Raw genomic sequence first — 14,283 nt, forward strand, 5'->3', positions numbered from 1 at the left:
TTCCCAGTGGTTTCGGTTCAGGGGCGGGGGGCCAGGGCGCGGGCGAGCGAGGCGAGGGATGTCAGGGCGTCGGGGCCGGTGGGAGCGAGGACGACGCTGGTCGCGCCTGCTGCGTGGCGGGCTGTGATCGCTTCGTGTGCCTGGCTGGGGGTGCCGGCGATGCTCAGTTGGCGGACCCAGGCGGCGGGCATGGTCCGGGCGAATTGCCGGGCGTCGGCGCAGGCGGCGCGGTGTTCGCGCAGCTGCGTGGCGAACGGCAGGGGGTCGATGTGGACGGCCCAGTCCGGCTCCCCGACGGTACCCAGGCCGTCGCGGACGCGTGCGAGAGCGGCGTCCGCGTCGTCGTCGACGGCGGCGGCGTCGTAGGTGACGACTTCGAGGCCGCTGGGGTCACGAGCGCTGCCCAGGTGTCGTTGTGAGGCGGCGATGTAGGCGGGGGCCGCGGGCTCGGCCAGGAGGAGCCCGTCGGCCACCTCGCCTGCGGCTGCCTGTGATTTCGGGCCGCGTACGCCGAGGATGACCGGGGGGACGATGTCGGGGGTCTCGGTGAGGACGACGCCTTCGCAGCGCACGTAGCGGCCGCCTGCCGGGCCGGGCTCGCCGCGCATGAGCAGGCGCAGCGCGGTCGTGTACTCCTTGATCAGCGTCAGGGGGCTGGCGGGCCAGGCTCCGGCCTGACGCATCCAGTCGGGCATGCCGTGGCCGATGCCGGTGATCAGCCGGCCGGGGTAGAGCTGGGCGAGGGTGGCCAGTTCCATCGCGGCGAAGCACACGTTGCGGGCGCCGGCGGGCATGATGCCGATTCCGACGGTGATGCTTGCCGTGCTGGCGAGGACGGGGCCGGCCTGGGCCAGTCCGCCGCGCCAGCCAAGGTCCTCCACCACCCACACCTGGTCGAACCCCAGCTCTTCGGCTCGCCGTGCGTAGGGCAGCACATCCGGGACGGGCAGGTCGCGGGGGAGCAGGACACCGACACGGCCGCGGGCGGGGGTGGCGTCTGTCTCGGGCATCGACGGCTCCTTCTGGTGGCGGTGGGTTCTCCCCTGCTGGTCCGGCGACCGGCGGGGGGTGTGGAGGGGGCCTGTGCGGCACGGGCGTCAGGGGCGCGCCGCACAGGCGGTCAGCGGCTGCTGCGTGCCACCTCGCGCGTGCGGCCGGATCCGGTACGCAGGAGTCCGGCGGTCGCGGCGGCGATGGCGCACAGCAGGGTCAGCAGCAGCAAGGCGTGGTTCAGTGCCACGAGATGGGTCGGCCAGCCGATGACGGCGGGGCCGGAGAACATGCCGAGGCGGCCGAGCCCGGCGACGCTGGCGCCGGCGGCGGAGGGGCCGGCGCGTCCGGCCGCGCTGAACAGCTGGGAAACGCGGCCGGACAGTCGCGGGCCGGACAGCGCCCGGCCCGCGAACGCGGCCCATATCCACGGCGAGACGGCCACGATCGTGATCCCGACGGCGGCCGTGGCCGCGCCGTAGGGCAGGACGGCCATGGGCCTGGACCGGTCGGAGACGCGGTCGGCGAGCAGCCGTCCGGTGGTCGTCGCCGCCGCGTAGGTGCCGTATCCGACGGCGGCGGTGCTGGCGGGTGCGCCGAGGATGTCCTTCAGGTGCAGAGCGCTCCAGTCGTTGGCGGCTCCCTCGCTCAGCATGACCATGGCGGCCAGGGCGGCGAGGACCCGGATATGTCCGGGGGCGCTGCGTCGCTTCCCGGACTGTGCCCCTTCGCCCTCGGCGGTGGTGGTGGCAGGCGTCATCGCGGTCGGCGGCAGGCGGCGTGCCGACACCGGTGCCGTCACGACGCCCGCCAGTCCCACGGCGCCCATGCCCGTGGCCGGCTCGGGCCGGCGTTCGCGGCGCCCGCTCCGACGAGTGAGGCGATGACACCGCCGGCGGAGAACATGGCGTGGAAGGCCGACATGACGGGCCGGTTGTATGCCTTCTCCACATGCACGGCGTGGGCGTTCATGCTCACCTCGAGCAGGCCGTTGCAGAAGCCGGAGGCCGGCAGGGCACCCGCCGGTATCCGCGGGTTCCGGGGCAGGCCGGGCGGCACCACAGCCGTGCTGGACGGCACGCCGGCGACAGGGAGTACGACGCGCGCCCCGAGAGGGTCGGCCAGACGGCCGGTGACCTGCATACCGGTGAAGGCCCCGAGACCCAGCAGCACCAGCAGGCTCCCCGGCGTCGCGTGGCTGATGCCCACGCGCTCCTCGACGTCGGGGATGTGCACCACCCAGGTGCCCATCAGGGTGCCGCACAGGACGAAGTAGGCGAAGGTCGCCACACGGGCGGATCGAAGCGAGCGGTCCATGCCGACCACCGTAACGAACATATTTTGTGTTTGGAAACCCCCGTAAGTGAACGGTTTGCTTGTTCGTTTTGGGGTGGTGTTCAATCGCGGTATGAGCAACGCAGACCGTCACGGGCTGATCGCGCAGACCGTCAGGGAGGCGGGCAGTGTCACGGTCCAGGCGCTCGCCGAGCTGACCGGCGCCTCGGAGATGACCATCCGGCGCGACCTCGACACCCTGGCCGCGCAAGGTGTCCTCGAACGCGTCCGCGGCGGGGCACGCACCCTGCTGCTCCGGGGGGAGGAGCCGCCCTTCGCGCTGCGCGCCCGTGAGGCCGTCGACGCCAAGCTCCGGATCGCGGCCGAGGTGTCCTCGCTCATCGCCGACGGCGAGACTGTCCTGCTGGACAGCGGCACCACCTGCCTGGAGGTCGCCCGCCTGCTGCGTCAACGACCGGTCACCGTGATGCCCCTGTCGCTGCAGGCCATCCACCTACTCGGCGACGCCCCGGGTCCGACCACGCTGATGGTGCCCGGCGGACACCCCCGCGCTGCCGAGGGAGCCCTGACCGGCCCCCTCACCCTCGCCTCCCTGTCGGCACTGCGCTTCGACACCGCGGTCATCGGCTGCTGCGGCCTGAGCGCGGCGGAGGGCCTGACCGCCTACGACCTCGACGACGCGGCGGTGAAGAAGGCGAGCATCGCCTCCGCGCGCCGCGTCATCGTCGCCGCGGACGGCAGCAAACTCGGCCGCACCGCCTACGCCCACGTCGGCCCCTCCACACAACTGCACACCCTCGTCACCGACACCACGGCATCTACCGACGAGGTGGCCGCGCTCGAAAACGGCGGCACCGTCGTCAAAACCGCCTGACGAGATCCCCGCGCGGACGCACCGCCCGTCACCGCACCGGCACCTGACCGCCGGCGCCATGCTGTACAACCCCACTGATCCTCGCTGCGCTGATACCCCGAGGAAGATGACTGGCGAGGCCCTCGGCGTACGCCTGCGCCTCGCGGTCCTCGCACTCAACTCTCACCAACGGGGTCCTTGCCCGAGCAAGATCAACAACCGCCCGCCGAACCCCGCCGCCCCCCGATCGGCTCGCAGAACCCGTTCTTACTCAAAAGCGGAACCGACCCCCCTTCTGAGACTTGCATTGTGCGGAAATCCGGGCCCATGGCGGACCTTCATCCCCCTCCTCTGCCGACCGGCCAGACGCCGACGACGTCGAACAGCACACCTGTCCGAAGCGCGGCGCCCAGCCCGGCTCGCCGTGCTGCTCACGCGGCGGCGCGGTTGCCTCCGCCTGCCACACCCGCCGCTTCACCATGGTGCCCCGGCTGAAGAAGGAGCTGAGGGTGCCAACCCCCGGCCGGCCGTGGGCCGGGCCGGCCGTGGGCCCAGGCAGCCCGCCGCCGGTGTCGATTGCCCCGGACCTGCCGAGCGCGGACATCCGCATCGGCTACGCCCGCTGCTCGACCCTCGGGCAGGAACTCCACTCCCAGCTCGACGCTCCCAGCTCGACGCGCTCAGCAAGCACGGCATCCCGAGGGACAAGATCTTCAGCGAGAAGATCAGCACTCGTGTCCGGGTCCGGCCCGCCCTCGAGGAGGCGTTGAGGACGGCGCGGGAGGTCAAGGCGCACGCCCCGCACTGCCGGGTCATCTTCACCGTGTACGAGATGAAGCGCCTCGGCCGTGATGCCGCCGAGCTCACCGCCTCCCCGACGGTCCGGCTCCTGCCGCTTCCGCCGGTCTCGGCTCTCTCGCGCACCCTCTTGAGGTGGACGCGGCATTCGCCCCACTCCGCCGTGCCGGATGTGCTGCCGGCCGGAACGGACGCGTCGAGCGGTCTCTCTGCGCGTGCCGCCAGAAGAGCTTCGAGGACCCGCGAGCGGGCGCGGGCCAGGCTGTCGTCCTCGGCGCGCTGCTTCCACAGACCCGTGTCCATCCAGACCAGACGGTCATACGCGCCATGCTGCTGGCGGCTCTCACGGTTCCTCGACCCTGACGGCACCCCCTCGACCCCGTAGGAGCCCCACTCATCCGGAACAGCCGTTGCCTTGAGGCAAACGGCTTCCCTGCTCTCCATCACCGGTGTCCTGGCAGCGCCCGACTTGTGCTCGCTACGGGCGCTGTCTATGCCTGGCTGTAACGGGTTGGCAGCATGGACATGCACGGGGCGCGAGCGGACATGTGGCGGAGGGGAGCGTCGGTATGGGCGTCGACGAGATCAAGTCCCAGGGCTTCAGCCTGAAGGAGCTGTTCCGCGACGTCGCTTACCAGGTCGACTACTACCAGCGTGACTACACCTGGGGCGAGGAAGAAGTACGCACCCTGCTGCGGGACTTGTGCACGTCCTTCTCACACTGGTCGAACGACCCGGCGCTCATCCGCCGGCCGGGCAACGCGCCGCAGTACTTCCTCGGCCCGTTCGTCTACTACGAGAAGTCCAAGAACCGGCGCTGCCTGGTAGACGGCCAGCAACGGTTCGTGACGCTCCACCTGCTCTTCCTCCAGCTACGGGCTCGCGTCAGGGATCACGGAGACGCACGGCGTGTCGACAGGCTGAACAGGGCGATCACCACCGACGGCGCCCACTTCTCCATCGGGATCAGTGATCACGAGCCGGTGCTGCGCGCCATCGATGAGGGCCGTGTGTACGAGACCGGGCTCGGGGACTCCCTGTCCCGCCGGAACCTGTGGGCCCGCGGTCAGCAGATCGAGACCCAGCTGGCGGAGGAACTCGACGCCGACAAGCTCGACAGGTTCACCGACTGGCTCCTGGACCGGGTGGTGCTGGTCGGGATCCGGGCGGCCAATCAGGACCACGGCTACCGCATGTTCGAGACGATGAACGACCGCGGTGCGCGGCTCACCGCCGTCGATCTGCTCAAAAGCCATCTGCTGGCCAACGTCGGGACCGGAGAGGACCAGCTGAACACCCGTTGGCAGGAGATGCTGCGAGAGCTGGCCACAGACCGTGAAGACCCAGGCGCGGCCGCACGCTTCATCAAAGCCACACTGCTGGCCCGCTACGCCCGCCCCGACCATGCCGAGGACCGCCGGCAGATCGACGCCAACCTCAACGTGTGGGTGCGGCACAACGCAAAGTACCTGGGGCTGGTTCCCGATCGCCCCGAGAACTTCCTGGACTTCGTGCAGAGCCTGCTGGAGACGGCACGGCTCTTCAGGCCTTTCCTCGCCGCGAGCCGCGCGCTGAAAAAGGACGGCGACAGGCTGGAGGCGGTGCTGTTCAATGAGCGCAACGGGCTCGGCGAACAGACGGTGGCGATCCTCGCCGCCATCCGCCCCACCGACCCCCCATCCCAAGCCAAGGACAAAGGCCGTCTGGTGGCCGCCTACATCGACCGCTGGTACGTGCTGCAGGTACTACAGGACCTGCCCGTGCAGGCACCCGAAATCGCCGAGCTTGTCCACAGCAGGCTCGTTCCCATGCTGAGGGAATGCCGCACCCCCGCCGACGTAGCAGCCGCACTGGGCCGACTCGCCCTGAGCGATGGCAACGCGATCCCCGAGGCATCGACCCTCGGGTTGCGGGGCAACAACTCGCACCAGATCAGGTACCTGCTGGCCCGCGCCACCGCCTACGTGGAGGAAAGCTGCGAGCGGCCACACGATCTCCTCGCCTACCTCGACAGGACTCAATTCCACATCGAACACCTGTGGGCCAACCATCCGCGCCGGGTCGAAAAGGAAATCCCGGACCCGGTCGTCTTCCGAAGCCTCCGCAACCAACTCGGCGGCCTGGGATTGCTCGAGGGGCGAGAGAACTCAAGCATCAACGACATGCCGCTGCACGACAAAGCCCCCTTATACGCGCGGAGCAACATCCTGCTCGGCATCATCTCGCCGGGATACAACCGCCGTAACCCACTCCTGCGCGACTTCATCAAGACACACCAGCTGGACAAACTCCTCAGGTCGTTCGGGTCGAAAGAGACAATGACACCCGTCATCCAGACCCGACAGAAGCTCTACCTTCACCTCTTCGACCTCATCTGGAATCCCGAACAACTCGGTTTCCCCACCCCGATACCCCAAGACGCTCCGCAACCCGACCAGAATACCGTCCCGCAGCCGCGTGCCACCCCAACCCGACGCAAGACGGCACGCCGTCGCACAGACGTGGCGAAGATGCTCGACGCCCGCATTCTCACAGCCGGAACCCGCATTGTCCTCACCCACCGTTCCATCGACCACTGGGCAACGATCAACAAAGACGGTGGCGTTGTGCTCGACGCCACGGGAGGAACCCCCTACGGACGAGTGGACGAGGCCGGCGCCGTCGTCCGGGGCACCAAGACCTGCCAGGGCATGAAGGAATGGCACATCGAGGATGAAACGGGTGCGCGACTCAGCCTGCGCACCCTGCGAGACCAGGCAGTGGCGGCTGACCGCATGTAGAGCAGCGATGGCCCATGCACGCGAATCGAACACGGCCCTGTTTTCGCCATTTGCGACTCATGCTCGATGACGGCTGGTGACGCTGTTCTTGCAGCTAGGAGCAAACGACAGGGACACAAGGGCGTGCGGTTTCCGATCTTCATGTGAGGTCGAGGTGCCGACCACGCGTTTCTCGACCAATGGTCAGGGTGCCTAGCCGGGAAGAATCGAACGGGACACTGCTTGTCCAGCAAGCGATGGCCTGTTCGTGCTTTACGCGCGTCGCATTTCTTGATCATCCAGCGGTCTTTGTCAGTGCCCGTTGCTACACCAATTCCCAAGGAGCTGTGCCGCACCCGGCGGCCGCCAAGGGGAGGGAAAGCAGCATGCCACCGCAGGGATACCACGTCGTCCGCAGCCACATACGGCGCAACCCGCGCCCTGGTACGAAGAAGATGAGCGGCTGGATGATCGCCGCGCTGATCGCGGGAGTCTGGCTGTGGGGCCAGGTCTTCGGCTTCGGCGAAGCCAAGTCCGATGAGCCGCCTTCGCCCAAGCCGTCGGTGTCCGCCCCGGCGGCACCCTGATGGCCCGGCGCCGACTACGGCTGCGCAAGCCCCGCGGCACCGGCGAGAACATCGCGGCCGCAGTCGTCGCTCTGGCCGCGGTGACCCTGTTGTTCCGGATGGCTCTCGCGGCACAGAGCGCGGTGGTCCGAGGGTGGCCGTTCCTCCTCGTCGTGGCCGCCGGTGGCCTCATCTACGGGCTCTGGCGGCTGCTCCGCTCAGCCCGAGCACGGCGGGCCCGGTCCGACATGCTGGCACGTTTGCGGATCACGCTGGCCGATATCGACGCCATGAACGACAAGGAGTTCGAGATCGCACTGCGGGACCTGCTCATCCGCGACGGGTGGTCGGCCCGCAGGGTCGGTGGAAAGGGTGATCAGGCCGCCGACGTCATCGGTGATCACCCACAGCGCGGTCGGATCGTCGTGCAGGCCAAGCACACCCGCGTCGGCGGGAAGGTGGGGTCATCGGTGTTGTACGCGGTGAAAGGGACGGCCGGGCCGGTCCATAGGGCCGATCACGCTGTCGTCGTCACCAACGGCGCCCTCACCCGGGATGCCATGGCGTGGGGCGACCGGCACGGCGTCCACTGGGCCGACCGGAAGAAGCTGCAACGCTGGGCCGAGAGCGGCGCCGCCCTGGACGAACTGCTCAAAGTCTCCGCGCGCTCCCGCCCGAACCGGTTCAAACGCGCAGCCTGACCGGCAGAGTCCCTGCTCATCATCCATCACGTCTGGGAGTGTGGTGTTCGAAGAAGACGGGTCCCTCGACCCGCTCCTGAAGTTCCTGCTGTACACAGTCCTCACGCTGACCGCGGGCAAGATGCTCTGGGAGTGGCTCACCGAGGACCTCAGCCGGTGGATCACCGTTGACCTGTGGGGCCTGATAGCCGACCACCCGTGGTGGACCGGACTGGTCGTCGCCAGCGGACTGCCCGTGCTTCTCCTGCTCGGCAGGCTCCTGTCCTTCCTGCTCGGTGCCGACACCTACGTCAGCCCGGAGGACACGCTCGCCGATCCGTCTGTCGATTCGGCCGACCCTGATGTGCTGACGTTCAAGATGAAGCAGCTCTCCGCGATGAGTGCGACGGGCTTTGAACAGGCGTGCGCCGATCTTCTGGTCCGTGACGGATTCCGGAGTCCGCGCCGGATCGGCGGTGCCGGGGACCTTGGCGTGGATGTCACCGCCCGTGATGACGAGGACCGTCTCCTGATTCTGCAGTGCAAGCAGTACCAGAACCCAGTCGGATCAGGGCATGTGCAGAAGTTCAACGGGACAGCCCGCCTGCACCACGGAGCCGACTTCCCCATCATGATCGCACTCAACAGCTTCACCCAGCCGGCAGTCGACTTCGCCCGGCACCACCAGCTCATCCTCATGGGCCGCCCGGAACTGAAGAAATGGGCCCACGGCCAGCACCTCTACGACGTCCTCGGCATTGAGAACACGACATGGTGATGCCAGTTCGACCGCCATCCTGCAGCCGCCCTCGCGCGTCCGGGGCTCAGCCGCCAACGATGCACCTAGCGTGCGCTTCTTCACAGGACCAGACAGAAGATCGCACCCCCGTTCCTGGGTGCCGGTCAAATCGGGTGACGGCTGCCCTCCGGGGCGACCGGGGGAGCCATCCCCCTCCTGGCCGCCTACGACTACGAAGAACGCACCTGGAATCCCCCGGCGCCCCTGCTGCTCCAGTGGGACCGCGGCGGCGAGAACTCCCGCATGAGCGGCGAGTTCATCCGCAACGCCCTGGCCGAGGTCCTCGCCTACATCGGCCTGACCGACTCCACCGGCCAGCCACTGGACTTCGCACCCCACGACTTCCGGCGCCTGTTCATCACCGACGCCATCCGCTCCGGCCTGCCACCCCACATCGCCCAGGTCATCGCAGGCCACACCAACATCAACACCACCATGGGCTACCACGCCATCTACCCCACCGAGACCATCGAAGCCCACCGCGCGTTCATCACCCGCCGCCGCGCCCTGCTGCCCGCCGAGGAGTACCGCACTCCCACCGACGCCGAGTAGGAAGACTTCCTCGGCCACTTCGAACGCCGCAAGCTCTCCGTCGGCACCTGCGCCCGCGCCTACGGAACCGCCTGCATCCACGAACACGCCTGCGTGCGCTGCTCACTGCTTCGACCGGACCCAGCACAGCGCGGCCGCCTGGTGGAGATCCGCGACAACCTCCTCGGCCGCATCGCCGAGGCCGAGCGGGAAGGCTGGCTCGGCGAAATCGAAGGACTCCAGGTCAGCCTGGCCGGAGCCCAGTCCAAGATCAGCCAGATCGACAGGGCCCCTCGGACAGGGCCGGTGATGCTCGGCATGCCAGCCCGGGAACCTGTGTGAGCGCTGTATCCGCTGAACGCTCGCTCCTGCCGTCTCTCGGTCTCCCGCGCCGGCCCCGTCCACCCCGGTCGGCAGGGCCGACCTGGTGGGAGGCATGAACCGGCGCTCGTGTCGATCCCTCCAGGGTGGGACAATGCTTCGCGCCAAAGTACCGCCTCCCGAGGCGCTCCTGTCTCCGCCCCACAAGGAGATAGGAATTGAAACACTTACGTACTGACTTATTTGAGATCAGGACAGGCGTTCTCCTGGCTTATCAGCTCATCTCATTGCGAAGGATGACGGCTACTACCGGATTCGAGAAAGGGCGTGCTCGACATGGCGGACTGGGTGAAGGTCGCGGGCGGTCTCAGTGCCATCTCGGTGGGGTCCAGGACGACGGTGTGGGGTGCGAACGCGGCAAGCGGCATCTACCGGTACACCAACTACGACGCGAACCCGTGGATCAACATCCCCGGGGGACTGAGCGACATCGGTGCCGCGGCAGACGGCACCGTGTGGGGAGTCAACAGCGGCAACCAGATCTACCGGTACACCGGAGACCAGGGGACCACAAACTGGGTGGGCATCAACGGGAGCCTGGTCCGCATCGACGCGGGCTCCCGGACGAACGTGTGGGGGGTGGACTCCGCCGGGGCCATCTACCGCTACACCAACTACGACGCCAACCCGTGGATCAAGATCTCTGGCGTCGCCACCGACATCGGCGCGGGCGCCGACGGCACCGTGTGGAGCGTCAACAGCGGCAACCAGATCTACCGATACATCGGGGACCAGGACAGCTCGACCACGTGGAAGAGCGTCCCCGGCAGCCTCAAGCGCATCGCGGTGGGCTCCCGGACGAACGTGTGGGGCATCGACCCCGCCGGAAGCATCTATCGCTACACCAACAACGACACCAGCGGCACCAACCCGTGGATCAAGATCCCCGGCGTCGCCACCGACATCGGCGCGGGCGCCGACGGCACCGTGTGGCACGTCAACAGCGCCGGCGACATCTACCGTTACACCGGCGACCAGCCGAGCTGATTCCGGCTCCGTGCGAGCCCCTTGCCGGGGACGGGCCGGGGGCCCGCACGGATGGCTTGGCCAGTACGCCCTGTACGTCAACTACTCAACCCGGGCGCCGACATCGAAACCTCAGCAGTTCAGAGAAGTGACGAGACCGAACGACACGGCTCCGGACCAGACAGGGCGCGGCATGGGGCACCTCCTCCGCCCCCTGGGGCCTTCCAGCGTAGACACGTCTGCGGCACGGTGCCCTGCTCAGACCGCTGCTGACCTGAGCAGGCGCCGGGGCCGGGTCCCGGCTCACGATGATCGCTCCCCGGAGGGGGCTGCCTCCGCACGGCCGTAACCCCGAGGTGACTGAGCGCCGTAGTTGGCGAGTCTGAGCGTCATGGTCGGCGGGCAAGGTAGCGCCGGGATCGCGCAGGTGGGGAGCACGCTGGGGACTGAGATGGAGGCGATCTACGCTGTTGCGGAAGGGGACAGGCGGCAGGGCGGGGGCATCGGGTGGAGTGGGAGCTGGGGGTGGCCGGCCTCGCGGTCGGGATGCTGATAGCCGTGGTGACCGCGCCGGTGGGAGTGTCCGGGGCGGTGTTCCTGCTCCCGGTGCAGCTCAGCCTCTTCACCGTGCCCAACCCGGCCGTAACGCCCACGAACCTGCTCTACAACGTGGTGTCGGGGCCCGGGGCCTTGCTGCGATACCGACGTGACGGCGCCCTGACGGGACCGCTCGTGCGCCGAATGGTGTTGGGCACCCTGCCCGGCGTGGTCCTCGGAGCGGTCATCCGCGTGTTCGCCCTTCCGGGCCCGCGCGTCTTCCGCCTCCTGGTTGCCATGCTGATGCTGCCGCTGGGCACCTGGCTCATCGTCCGGACCCTGCGTCCTGCGCCCCCGGAGGTCCGACGTCCCGGGCCCGCGCCCCGGGCGGTCACCGCCCTGGCGCTGGCGGTCGGGGTCGTGGGCGGTATCTATGGCGTCGGCGGTGGCTCGATCCTCGGCCCCGTCCTTGTCGGGCATGGTGTTCCCGTTTCCAAGGTCGCCCCGGCCGCGCTCGCCTCCACCTTCGCCACCTCGGTGGTCGGTGCCTCCACCTACGCCGTGCTGTCCCTGGCCCGCAGCGGCAGCATCGCCCCCGATTGGTTCCTCGGTCTGGCCTGTGGCTTCGGCGGTCTCATCGGCGGCTACGTCGGAGCCCGCATCCAACCGTGCATGCCCGAGACCTTTCTCCGCCTCCTCCTCGGCACCCTGGCCGCCGCACTCGGCGCCGTTTACGCGATCAGCGCACTGCGCTGACCTGGCCGATCAGCCTTCACTGTCACGGGACACCCGGGGCTGGCCGGAGTGGCAGTTTCGCCACCACTGGCTTCCAGGCCCTCCCACCACGCCTGTCAAGAACCTCTCCCTCGGATCGGGAACGGATCCCGGGGCGGAAAGCCCAGGATGCGAGGGCGGTGTGGCCGCGCCACACGTGGTCGCACCGCCCGGGATCCGTTTGCTTGCTTGGTGTTCAGGCGACGGGGACCGCCTGCGGTTGCGCGGAGGTTGTGTCTTGGTGGTTCAGGGCGGCGAGGTAGCGTTCGGCGTCCAGTGCTGCGGCGCAGCCGGTGCCGGCGGCGGTGATGGCCTGGCGGTAGGTGTGGTCGACGACGTCGCCGGCGGTGAAGACGCCGGGGAGGTTGGTGCGGGTGGAGGGTGCGTCGACTTTGAGGTAGCCCTGGGCGTCCAGTTCCAGCTGTCCCTTGAACAGTTCGGTGCGCGGGTCGTGGCCGATGGCGATGACCAGTCCGGTGGCGGCCAGTTCGCGGGTGGCGCCGGTGAAGGTGTCGCGCAGGACGACACCGGCGAGCTTGCCGTCTGCTTGTTTGATCTGGGCGATTTCGCTGTCGAAGGCGAAGGAGATCTCGTCGTCGGCGAAGGCGCGGTCCTGCACGGCCTTGGAGGCACGCAGGGTGGAGCGGCGGTGGACGACGGTGACGGAGCGGGCGAAGCGGGTGAGGAAGGTGGCTTCTTCCAGGGCGGTGTCGCCGCCGCCGACCACGATGATGTCGTGGTCGCGGAAGAAGAAGCCGTCGCAGGTGGCGCACCAGGGGACGCCGCGGCCGGAGAGTTCTTCCTCGTCCGGGAGGCCGAGTTTGCGGTAGCCGGATCCGGTCGCGACGATCACGGCCCTGGCGCGGTGGACGGTGGCGGTGGTGTCGGTGACGGTCTTGATGGGGCCGGTCAGGTCGACGGAGACGATGTCGTCGGCGATCAGCTCGGCGCCGAAGCGTTCGGCCTGGGCGCGCATGGCGTCCATGAGGTCGGGGCCCTGGATGCCGTTGGCGAAGCCGGGGAAGTTCTCGACCTCGGTGGTGGTCATCAGGGCGCCGCCTGCGGTGACCGCTCCTTCGAAGACGAGTGGTTTGAGGCTGGCGCGGGCGGTGTAGAGGGCGGCGGTGTATCCGGCGGGTCCGGAGCCGATGACGATGACCTCGCGTGCGTCGGTGCTCTCGGGGACGGCGTTCAGACCTCCGGCTTGGTGTCGATCTCGGCGATCAGCGCCTCGATGCGGGTCCTGATCTCGTCGCGGATGGGGCGGACGGATTCCACGCCCTTGCCCGCGGGGTCTTCCAGGGCCCAGTCGAGATACTTCTTGCCGGGGAAGATCGGGCAGGCATCACCGCAGCCCATGGTGATGACGTAGTCGGATGCCTGGACGGCCTCGGTGGTCAGGATCTTCGGCCGCTGTTCGGAGATGTCGATGCCGGCTTCCTTCATGGCCTCGACGGCGGCCGGGTTGACCTGCTCGGCCGGGATCGAACCGGCGGAGCGGACCTCGACGCGGTCGCCCGCGAGGTGGGTGAGGAAGCCGGCGGCCATCTGCGAGCGTCCGGCGTTGTGGACGCAGACGAACAGCACGGACGCGGCAGGGGTGGAGGACATCGGTTCATCCTTCGCGGATCGGTTCAAGCGGGTGATACGGACACAGGAAGGCTCAGGTGCCCGGGAGAGTGGCGAGCAGCTCGGTGATGTGGGCGTCGATCTCGTCGCGGATGGCCCGGACAGCGGTGACCGAAACGCCGTCCGGGTCGGCGACGGGCCAGTCCAGGTAGCGGCGGCCGGGCACGACCGGGCAGGCGTCGCCGCAGCCCAAGGTGACCACGATGTCGGCGGCCTGGATGACCTCGTCGGTCAGCGGCTTGGGGTAGACGTCCTGGAGTGCGACGCCTGCCTCGGTCAGTACCTGGGCGACTTCCGGCTCGACCTCGGCGGCCGGATCGGTGCCCGCGGAGGACACGACGACGCGCCCGCCCGCACGGAGCCCCAGCAGGGCAGCGGCCATCTGGGAGCGGCCCGCGTTGTGGCTGCACACGAACAGTACGCGCGGTATCCCGGTGCCCGCCGCCTGGGTGTGGGCGAGCGCGTTCAGGCGCTCGGTGGCCAGGCGCTCGGCGAGCACCACCAGGTGCGTGTTGACGTGCGCGGTCTCGGCCAGCCGCAGGTAGGAGTCGGCGAGCAGGCGCTGCACCGTCTCCGGCGAGAAGTGACCGGCGTGCCGGGCGGCCAGGCGGACCGCGCCGGTCGCCAGGCGCTGGTCGGGCAGGGCAGGGGATGGGGATGCGGTCATGAGAACCCTCCACGGGCTTTCGGAGCTGCGGGTGGACGCCGGCCGTCCCGGGTGGCG

Annotated in this window: 13 protein-coding genes and 1 pseudogene; 9 read left to right on the forward strand and 5 right to left on the reverse strand. The window is 68.9% G+C overall.

What is annotated here, in order from left to right; genetic code table 11:
• Nucleotides 1-17: 17 nt before the first annotated feature.
• Nucleotides 18-1,010, reverse strand: coding sequence for an LLM class flavin-dependent oxidoreductase (locus tag NQU54_RS41140; protein ID WP_257635450.1), 993 nt, complete (start codon nt 1,008-1,010; stop codon nt 18-20).
• Between the two features lie 110 nt (nt 1,011-1,120).
• Nucleotides 1,121-2,328: pseudogene (locus NQU54_RS41145) on the reverse strand (MFS transporter).
• A 70-nt stretch (nt 2,329-2,398) separates the two neighbouring features.
• Between NQU54_RS41145 and NQU54_RS41150 the strand changes: the two are divergent.
• From NQU54_RS41150 to NQU54_RS41195, 9 genes are all read left to right on the forward strand, one after another.
• A complete protein-coding gene (locus NQU54_RS41150; protein WP_257635451.1) occupies nt 2,399-3,160 on the forward strand; it encodes a DeoR/GlpR family DNA-binding transcription regulator in 762 nt (253 codons plus the stop codon).
• A gap of 1,346 nt (nt 3,161-4,506) precedes the next feature.
• A complete protein-coding gene (locus NQU54_RS41160) occupies nt 4,507-6,717 on the forward strand; it encodes a DUF262 domain-containing protein (RefSeq protein ID WP_257635453.1) in 2,211 nt (736 codons plus the stop codon).
• Between the two features lie 365 nt (nt 6,718-7,082).
• Nucleotides 7,083-7,283, forward strand: a complete 201-nt coding sequence (locus NQU54_RS41165; protein ID WP_257635454.1) for a hypothetical protein — start codon at nt 7,083-7,085, stop codon at nt 7,281-7,283.
• Nucleotides 7,283-7,963: a restriction endonuclease gene (locus NQU54_RS41170; RefSeq protein WP_257635455.1), complete on the forward strand. Its 681-nt coding sequence runs from the start codon at nt 7,283-7,285 to the stop codon at nt 7,961-7,963. Before NQU54_RS41165 ends, NQU54_RS41170 begins: the two co-directional genes overlap by 1 nt.
• A gap of 43 nt (nt 7,964-8,006) precedes the next feature.
• Entirely contained in the window at nt 8,007-8,720 is a 714-nt protein-coding gene (locus NQU54_RS41175) for a restriction endonuclease (protein WP_257635456.1), read from the forward strand.
• A gap of 264 nt (nt 8,721-8,984) precedes the next feature.
• Nucleotides 8,985-9,293 carry a site-specific integrase gene (locus tag NQU54_RS41180; protein ID WP_257635457.1) on the forward strand — a complete coding sequence of 103 codons (309 nt, stop codon included), beginning with the start codon at nt 8,985-8,987 and terminating at the stop codon, nt 9,291-9,293.
• Nucleotides 9,294-9,434: 141 nt separating this feature from the next.
• Complete coding sequence (locus NQU54_RS41185; RefSeq protein ID WP_257635458.1) at nt 9,435-9,614, forward strand: hypothetical protein; 180 nt, start codon at nt 9,435-9,437, stop codon at nt 9,612-9,614.
• 315 nt (nt 9,615-9,929) lie between these two features.
• Nucleotides 9,930-10,640: a tectonin domain-containing protein gene (locus tag NQU54_RS41190; RefSeq protein ID WP_257635459.1), complete on the forward strand. Its 711-nt coding sequence runs from the start codon at nt 9,930-9,932 to the stop codon at nt 10,638-10,640.
• A 486-nt stretch (nt 10,641-11,126) separates the two neighbouring features.
• The gene (locus NQU54_RS41195; protein WP_257635460.1) at nt 11,127-11,912 is read left to right on the forward strand and encodes a sulfite exporter TauE/SafE family protein; all 786 of its coding nucleotides are present in this window, start codon (nt 11,127-11,129) and stop codon (nt 11,910-11,912) included.
• A 214-nt stretch (nt 11,913-12,126) separates the two neighbouring features.
• Here NQU54_RS41195 and trxB read toward each other — a convergent pair whose 3' ends face one another.
• From trxB to NQU54_RS41210, 3 genes are read right to left on the reverse strand one after another with little or no spacing between them, the layout of a single operon-like run.
• Nucleotides 12,127-13,125: a thioredoxin-disulfide reductase gene (gene trxB / locus NQU54_RS41200; protein WP_257635476.1), complete on the reverse strand. Its 999-nt coding sequence runs from the start codon at nt 13,123-13,125 to the stop codon at nt 12,127-12,129.
• Nucleotides 13,122-13,541 carry an arsenate reductase ArsC gene (locus tag NQU54_RS41205; protein WP_257635461.1) on the reverse strand — a complete coding sequence of 140 codons (420 nt, stop codon included), beginning with the start codon at nt 13,539-13,541 and terminating at the stop codon, nt 13,122-13,124. Before NQU54_RS41205 ends, trxB begins: the two co-directional genes overlap by 4 nt.
• Nucleotides 13,542-13,593: 52 nt before the next feature.
• Complete coding sequence (locus tag NQU54_RS41210) at nt 13,594-14,226, reverse strand: arsenate reductase ArsC (RefSeq protein ID WP_257635462.1); 633 nt, start codon at nt 14,224-14,226, stop codon at nt 13,594-13,596.
• Nucleotides 14,227-14,283 lie beyond the last annotated feature (57 nt).

Source organism: Streptomyces malaysiensis subsp. samsunensis, assembly GCF_024519315.1.
GTDB lineage: Bacteria > Actinomycetota > Actinomycetes > Streptomycetales > Streptomycetaceae > Streptomyces > Streptomyces malaysiensis.

Coding starts and splice junctions, on each gene's coding strand:
- NQU54_RS41140 (WP_257635450.1), bottom strand. CDS start 1,010: ATGCCCGAGACAGACGCCACCCCCGCCCGCGGCCGTGTCGGTGTCCTG.
- NQU54_RS41150 (WP_257635451.1), top strand. CDS start 2,399: ATGAGCAACGCAGACCGTCACGGGCTGATCGCGCAGACCGTCAGGGAG.
- NQU54_RS41160 (WP_257635453.1), top strand. CDS start 4,507: ATGGGCGTCGACGAGATCAAGTCCCAGGGCTTCAGCCTGAAGGAGCTG.
- NQU54_RS41165 (WP_257635454.1), top strand. CDS start 7,083: ATGCCACCGCAGGGATACCACGTCGTCCGCAGCCACATACGGCGCAAC.
- NQU54_RS41170 (WP_257635455.1), top strand. CDS start 7,283: ATGGCCCGGCGCCGACTACGGCTGCGCAAGCCCCGCGGCACCGGCGAG.
- NQU54_RS41180 (WP_257635457.1), top strand. CDS start 8,985: ATGAGCGGCGAGTTCATCCGCAACGCCCTGGCCGAGGTCCTCGCCTAC.
- NQU54_RS41190 (WP_257635459.1), top strand. CDS start 9,930: ATGGCGGACTGGGTGAAGGTCGCGGGCGGTCTCAGTGCCATCTCGGTG.
- NQU54_RS41205 (WP_257635461.1), bottom strand. CDS start 13,541: ATGTCCTCCACCCCTGCCGCGTCCGTGCTGTTCGTCTGCGTCCACAAC.
- NQU54_RS41210 (WP_257635462.1), bottom strand. CDS start 14,226: ATGACCGCATCCCCATCCCCTGCCCTGCCCGACCAGCGCCTGGCGACC.